The following is a 6,000-nucleotide window of genomic DNA, read 5'->3' on the forward strand; positions in this document are numbered from 1 at the left end:
CACCCGATCTGACACCGGATCAGGCGGCTTGCGGCTGCGGCAATTTGAGATCCTTCATCACGTCGCGCATCAGGCCGTAACAGCCGCACGACGCCTTCTCCAGGCCGTCCCGGTCCAGCACCTTGACCCAGCCGCGCCCTCGCTGGATCAGATCCTTGCCCTCCAGCACCGTCCCGACCTCGGACACGGTGGCGCGTCGCACCCCCAGCATGCCGGCGATGTCGGCCTGGGTCAGGTCGATCCGGTCGTCTTCGGCCCGGTCATGCAGCATCAGCAGCCAGCGCGCCAGCCGCTCGTCCAGCCGGTGCTGGGCGTTGCAGGCGGCGGCCTGCTGCACCTGGGCCATCAGCCCCTCGGTGAAGCGCGACAGGGCCAGGCGCAGGCTTTCGCTTTCGTCCAGCGCCTCACCGAAGACCTCAGCGGAACAATAGGCGGCGACGCCGTCACGTTGCGAGATCGCCCGGCTGGCGGCGCGGGCGTTGAACGGTCCGCAGGTCACGCCGATCAAACCTTCGCGTCCGATGGCGGCGGTTTCGACCATCTTGTCGTCGGGCAGGATGGTCATCAGCGACACCACCCCCTTGATCGGAAACCAGACGTGGTTGACCGCTTCGCCGGCGTCATAAAGCATCTGGCCGCGCGCGATCTCGCCCTGCTTCAGATGAGGTTCGATCCGCTTGCGGTCGGCCGCGTCCAGCGCGGCGATCCAGAGATTGTCCATCTTAACCCCGCTGACGATCTGAAGATGCCCGAAGGTGACGTCTCCACGGGAACTGAAACGCGAAAGCTTGACCATGAGTTCCGAGAGCAGCCTCGCCGCTTGCCGCGATCCGTCGGGCGCCTTACGCCGGATGAAAAGAGGAAACGCGATGACCGACACTCGTCTTGACGTAGCGGAAACGCTTAAGGATTTTCCGGCCTGGCGCGCTCATGACGGCGACCGTTCGGCCATCACGCGGACGCTGAAGTTCGCCGACTTCAACGCCGCCTTCGGCTTCATGACCCGCGTCGCCCTGATGGCCGACAAGATGGACCACCACCCCGAATGGTCCAACGTCTATGACCGGGTCGAGGTGCTGCTGACCACCCATGACGCCGACGGCGTGACCGACAAGGACGTGACCCTGGCGCGCTTCATCGACGCGGCCGCCGCCGAGATGGGCGTCAAGTCGTGAGCGCCGCCCGCACGGGCCGCGTCGCGGGAAAGACCGTCCTGATCACCGGCGCCGCCGGCGGATTAGGCGAAGCCATGGCCTTGATGTTGGCCCGCGAAGGCGCACGCGTCGCCGTCACCGACATCGATGGCGATCGCGCCGCCGCCCTGACAAGCCGCATCAATGAAGAGCTGCCCGGGGCCGCCTTCGCCTATGCCCACGATGTCGCCAGCGAGGCCGATTGGGAGCGGGTCGTGACCGCCGCCGTCGCCGACTTGGGCGGCCTGTCGGTCCTGGTCAACAACGCCGGCGTCGGCGGGCCACTGGCCTTCGTCGAACAGGACACGGTCGACAACTGGCAGCGTCAGTACGAGATCAACCTGCGCTCCGTCATGCTGGGCGCCAAACATGCGATGCCGCACCTGCGCGCCGCCGCCCCGGCTTCGATCATCAACATCTCCTCGATCGCCGGCATGGTCGCCGCACCCGGCATGGGCGCCTACAACGCCACCAAGGCCGCCGTCTGGATGTACACCAAGACCTTGGCTCTGGAAGCGGCCAAGGCCGACTGGAACGTGCGCTGCAACTCGGTCCATCCGGTCTTCATCAAGACCCCGATCCTGGACCCCTTCATCGCCATGGCCGGCGGCGACGAAGACAAGGCCCACGAACGCCTGGCGCGGGGCATCCCGCTGAAGCGGATCGGGGAGCCCGACGACGTCGCCTACTGTGTCCTCTACCTGGCTTCGGACGAGTCGAAGTTCGTCACAGGCTCCGAGTTCAAGATCGACGGCGGCATGACGGCGCAGTAGGGCGCAGCAGGGCGACGGCGCCCTGCTGCATTCTTTTTGGGCCTATCGCGCTTCGCGCTGCTTGAGGCCGTTGACCTTCCTTGGCGGTGATTGAGGGCGGCCATCCGGTCGTCATCCGCGCATTCGGGATTGAGGCCGCCTGCACCTTGCTGTAAGCGGCCTGTTCCGGCGTCACGCCGCATGCGCACCCGTAGCTCAGCTGGATAGAGTACTGCCCTCCGAAGGCAGGGGTCACAGGTTCGAATCCTGTCGGGTGCGCCATCTTCTTTTTCATGACCGCATCGCAAGTCAGTCGCTCATCAAGACGAAGATCGACGCGCAAGAACTGTTTCGCCTGCGTCACAGGCAAGCGGCGATCAAAGAGCGTTCGCCTGCTAGCCCCTTGACCGTTCGTGATGTTATCTCATAACACAGCGACTTCACTCCCCGAAGGTCACTGTCATGCGTCCCTCTTCCGTTTCGCGTTCGCTCCTTCTCGCGGCCGTCGGTTCCACCGTCCTGGCGGGCGCCGCCGCAGCCCAGTCGACGAACACTACCCCTGCCGAATTGGGCGACATCATCGTCACGGGCGCGCCCTATGGCATCAGCCAGCGGGCCTCGGTGATCGCGACGGACGTGGTTGACGAACAGGCTCTGGCCACCGCACCTGCCACGTCGCTGGGCGACCTGTTGAACGGCCGGCCCGGCATCCGCTCCACCGACTTCGCTCCAGGCGCCAGCCGCCCCGTCATTCGCGGCCTCAGCGGTCCGCGCGTCCAGGTGCTGACCAACGGCATCGGCCTGATCGACGCCAGTTCGGTGTCGCCCGACCATGCGGTCGCGACCGACCCGGCCGAGGCCAACCGCATCGAGATCATCCGGGGCCCCGCCACCCTGGTCTATGGCGGATCGGCCATCGGCGGCGTGGTCAATGTTCTGGACAACCGCATCCCGACCGAAATCCCCGAGGGCGGCATTTCCGGCGTCGTCTCGACCCAGGCCTCCAGCGTCGATGACGGCCGCAGCGCCTTCGGCCGCGTCACGGTCGGCAGCGGCCATTTCGCCTTCAACGTCGATGGCGTGAAGCGCAAGAGCGACGACTACGACATTCCCGCCCCGGCCATTTCCGCCCGGCGCGCCGCCGCCGAAGGCATCGCGCGCGGCGACGGCGGCAGCCAGCCCAACAGCTATAGCGACTTGGAAGCCTGGGGCGTCGGCGGGTCCTACATCGGCGACAAGGGCTTCGCCGGCGTGTCCTACAAGAACACCGACAGCGAATACGGCACGGTCGCGGAAGAATCCGTCTTCATCAAACTGAACCAGAAGCGCTGGGACGCGCGCGGCGAATACCGGTTCGACGCCGGCCCCTTCGCCGCCCTTCGCGGCTCCTACGGTCACGCCGACTACACCCACACCGAGTTCGAGGACGTGGGCGAACCCGGCACCATCTTCAACTCGGACGGCTGGGAAGGCCGTGCCGACCTGGTTCAGCGCGAACGCGACGGCTGGAACGGCGCCGTCGGCGTCCAGACCCTGTCGCGCAACTTCGAGGCCATCGGCGAGGAAGCCTTCGTCCCGACCGTCAAGATCGACGAGCTGGGGATTTACACGGTCCAGCGACTGGACCGGGGCAACCACGGCTTCGAGGGCGGCCTGCGCTATGACCGGCGCGAACTGAGCGCCACGCCCATCGGCGGGACCAGCGAGGTGAACCGCGAGTTCGACAACTGGTCAGCCTCGGCCGCCGCCTTCATCCGCCCGGTTACCGGCCTGTTCCTGGGTCTCAGCCTGGCCCATAACGAACGCGCCCCCAGCGAGGTCGAACTGTTCGCCGACGGCGTCCACATCGCCACGGCCGCCTATGAGACCGGCGACCTGAATCTGAACTCCGAAAAGGTCACGACGCTGGAGGGCACCGCCCACTATGATCGCGGACGCTTCACTGGCGATCTGCACGTCTATCACTCGTGGTACGACGGCTTCATCGACGAGCGACCGACAGGCGAAGAATTCCTCTTCGAGGAGGAGAACGAGACCTTCCCCGTCTATCGCTTCGTCCAGACCGACGCAAAATTCTATGGCTTCGAGCTGGAGGGCGCCTATGCCCTGTGGCAGGACGGCGATCGCAAACTGTCGCTGGAAGGCGCCGCCGACTATGTCCGCGCCCAGACCGACTTCGGACCGGCGGCACGGATCCCGCCCTATTCCGTCACCGGCCGCCTGGCCTGGACCTCGACCAAGTTCGATGTCAGCGGCGAGGTTCGTCACGTCGGCGAACAAGACCGCGTCGCCAACGCCTTCGAACTGCCGACCGACGACTACACCTTGGTCAACGCCTCCGTGGCGGTGCGGCCTTTCAGCCAGCAGAACGTCACCCTGTTCGCCGAGGCGCGGAACCTGACCGACGAGGAGGCCCGCGAACACGTCTCCTTCCTCAAGGACATCGCCCCGCTTCCCGGCCGTAATCTGCGCGTCGGCGTCGCCTACCGCTTCTGATCGCAACATAGCTCCGGTGGGCGGCTCTCCCCGCTCACCGGGTTTCTGAACACTCAAACGACTTTGACAATCCGGCTGCGGCTGACCCTTCGCCAAAGCCAGAACCGACCAACAGCACGACCGCAACGGCGACGACCGCCGTCAGGTGAATGTGGACGGGCAGATGTCGGAAGACATGTTCGATCGCCGTCCCGAACGCGACCCTAGACAGACCAAGATCCCCGCCCAGGTCAGTGCGCCAACCAAGTTGAACAGCGCGAAGCGTATCGCCGATACGTTCGACGTCCCGATCATCAAAGGCGTCAATGAGCGTAATTCAAACAGAAACCTAAAACTGAGCACCGACCCGACCGGGTATCGTTCAAATCCGCAGATCACGCGGGCTTGGGCTGGGCCAATGCTCGCGCGCTGCACCAATAAAAAGGAGGGGGAAGCCAAACTGGGCGACGAGGGTTTCGAACGCCCTGGCGGCGCCCCTGTGCCGGGCGAAACCTGTCCCGCTTAAGGCCAGCCACGATGCTCCAAAGCATCCCTTTGACCCACCGTGCAGCTGCCGCGTCGAAGGCGACGACCTCCTTATTATCGATGCACCACAGACTTTCCGACGGCTGGCGCGTTGTGAGCTCCATGACCGAAAAAGAACCGCGAAAAACGCCTATCGGCTACGAAGATGGGCCGGACAAGCCGACCAAGGGCGCATTTCGCCTGATCGCGCTCGCGATCGGCGTCGCTGCAGTCGTGTGCATTGCGCTCATAGTCTTTGTGATCAAGCAGAGCGGCGGCATCTAGATCCGTAGCCTGCGACTAGGTTTCGCCTGCCCCGACCAGCCTCTCCGGATCGTGATCCAAAGCCCCGTTGTGCCTTGGTTTGCGCTCTGAATGTTTCGACGTGGCTTCCACGCCTGGGTTCTGAATGTTTCCACGTGGCTTCTACGGGTGGTTTTGGGGCGCGGAATTTGGTCAAAGAAAAACCCGCTATCCTATTGGAATAGCGGGTCAAATCGTTGGGTGCGGGAGTAGGATTTGAACCTACGACCTTCAGGTTATGAGCCTGACGAGCTACCGGGCTGCTCCATCCCGCGGCAAACGGTAGTGTCGTGAAGGAAGAACGGTTCGAGAAGATGCCGTCAAGTCGCGCGAAGCGCGTTAGGGCAGATATCATGTGTGCTTGGTAGACCCGGCGACGACCTACTCTCCCGCGCCTTGAGACGAAGTACCATTGGCTCTGGAGGGCTTAACGACCGAGTTCGGAATGGGATCGGGTGGGGAACCTCCGACATAGTCACCAGGTCAACCAAGCACACATGATGTCTTGCTGGGCCTATCGCGCTTGCGCGCTTGAGGCCGACCGCTCTGAATCAGTCCTAGGGCCGATAGAGCGAGCAAGAACATCATCCAAGTTCAAACAGTGCTAGCGCGTTAGCTTGAACAAGGATGAGAAGAAGACATTGTCTGAGATTGCTTCGGTCAAGGAGCAATCATCGAATGAGTTTTGCTGAGAAACGATCAAACCGATCGGATTATTAGTACCAGTAAGCTTCATGGGTCGCCCCACTTCC

Annotated in this window: 6 protein-coding genes, 2 tRNA genes and 1 rRNA gene; 6 read left to right on the top strand and 3 right to left on the bottom strand. The window is 63.8% G+C overall.

Annotation, left to right across the window (positions count from 1 at the left end; genetic code table 11):
• Positions 1-19: 19 nt before the first annotated feature.
• Complete coding sequence (locus ACP7BH_RS10150) at positions 20-721, bottom strand: Crp/Fnr family transcriptional regulator (protein WP_425981412.1); 702 nt, start codon at positions 719-721, stop codon at positions 20-22.
• Positions 722-869: 148 nt separating this feature from the next.
• Between ACP7BH_RS10150 and ACP7BH_RS10155 the strand changes: the two genes are divergently transcribed.
• The 6 genes from ACP7BH_RS10155 (at position 870) to ACP7BH_RS10180 (ending at position 5,230) form a co-directional block, all read left to right on the top strand.
• Positions 870-1,175, top strand: coding sequence for a 4a-hydroxytetrahydrobiopterin dehydratase (locus ACP7BH_RS10155; protein WP_425981410.1), 306 nt, complete (start codon positions 870-872; stop codon positions 1,173-1,175).
• Positions 1,172-1,966, top strand: coding sequence for an SDR family oxidoreductase (locus tag ACP7BH_RS10160; RefSeq protein ID WP_425981407.1), 795 nt, complete (start codon positions 1,172-1,174; stop codon positions 1,964-1,966). The genes ACP7BH_RS10155 and ACP7BH_RS10160 overlap by 4 nt, the downstream gene beginning before the upstream one ends.
• Before the next feature lie 184 nt (positions 1,967-2,150).
• Positions 2,151-2,227: transfer RNA gene (locus ACP7BH_RS10165), tRNA-Arg, on the top strand.
• Positions 2,228-2,407: 180 nt separating this feature from the next.
• Positions 2,408-4,441, top strand: a complete 2,034-nt coding sequence (locus tag ACP7BH_RS10170) for a TonB-dependent receptor (RefSeq protein WP_425981404.1) — start codon at positions 2,408-2,410, stop codon at positions 4,439-4,441.
• 163 nt (positions 4,442-4,604) lie between these two features.
• The gene (locus ACP7BH_RS10175; RefSeq protein WP_425981401.1) at positions 4,605-4,946 is read left to right on the top strand and encodes a hypothetical protein; all 342 of its coding nucleotides are present in this window, start codon (positions 4,605-4,607) and stop codon (positions 4,944-4,946) included.
• A gap of 122 nt (positions 4,947-5,068) precedes the next feature.
• Positions 5,069-5,230 carry a hypothetical protein gene (locus ACP7BH_RS10180; RefSeq protein ID WP_425981398.1) on the top strand — a complete coding sequence of 54 codons (162 nt, stop codon included), beginning with the start codon at positions 5,069-5,071 and terminating at the stop codon, positions 5,228-5,230.
• A gap of 216 nt (positions 5,231-5,446) precedes the next feature.
• Here ACP7BH_RS10180 and ACP7BH_RS10185 read toward each other — a convergent pair.
• Positions 5,447-5,523: transfer RNA gene (locus ACP7BH_RS10185), tRNA-Met, on the bottom strand.
• 93 nt (positions 5,524-5,616) lie between these two features.
• Positions 5,617-5,731, bottom strand: a 5S ribosomal RNA gene (gene rrf / locus ACP7BH_RS10190).
• Positions 5,732-6,000 lie beyond the last annotated feature (269 nt).

Origin of the sequence: Brevundimonas sp. TWP2-1 (assembly GCF_049897645.1) — a bacterium.
GTDB lineage: Bacteria > Pseudomonadota > Alphaproteobacteria > Caulobacterales > Caulobacteraceae > Brevundimonas.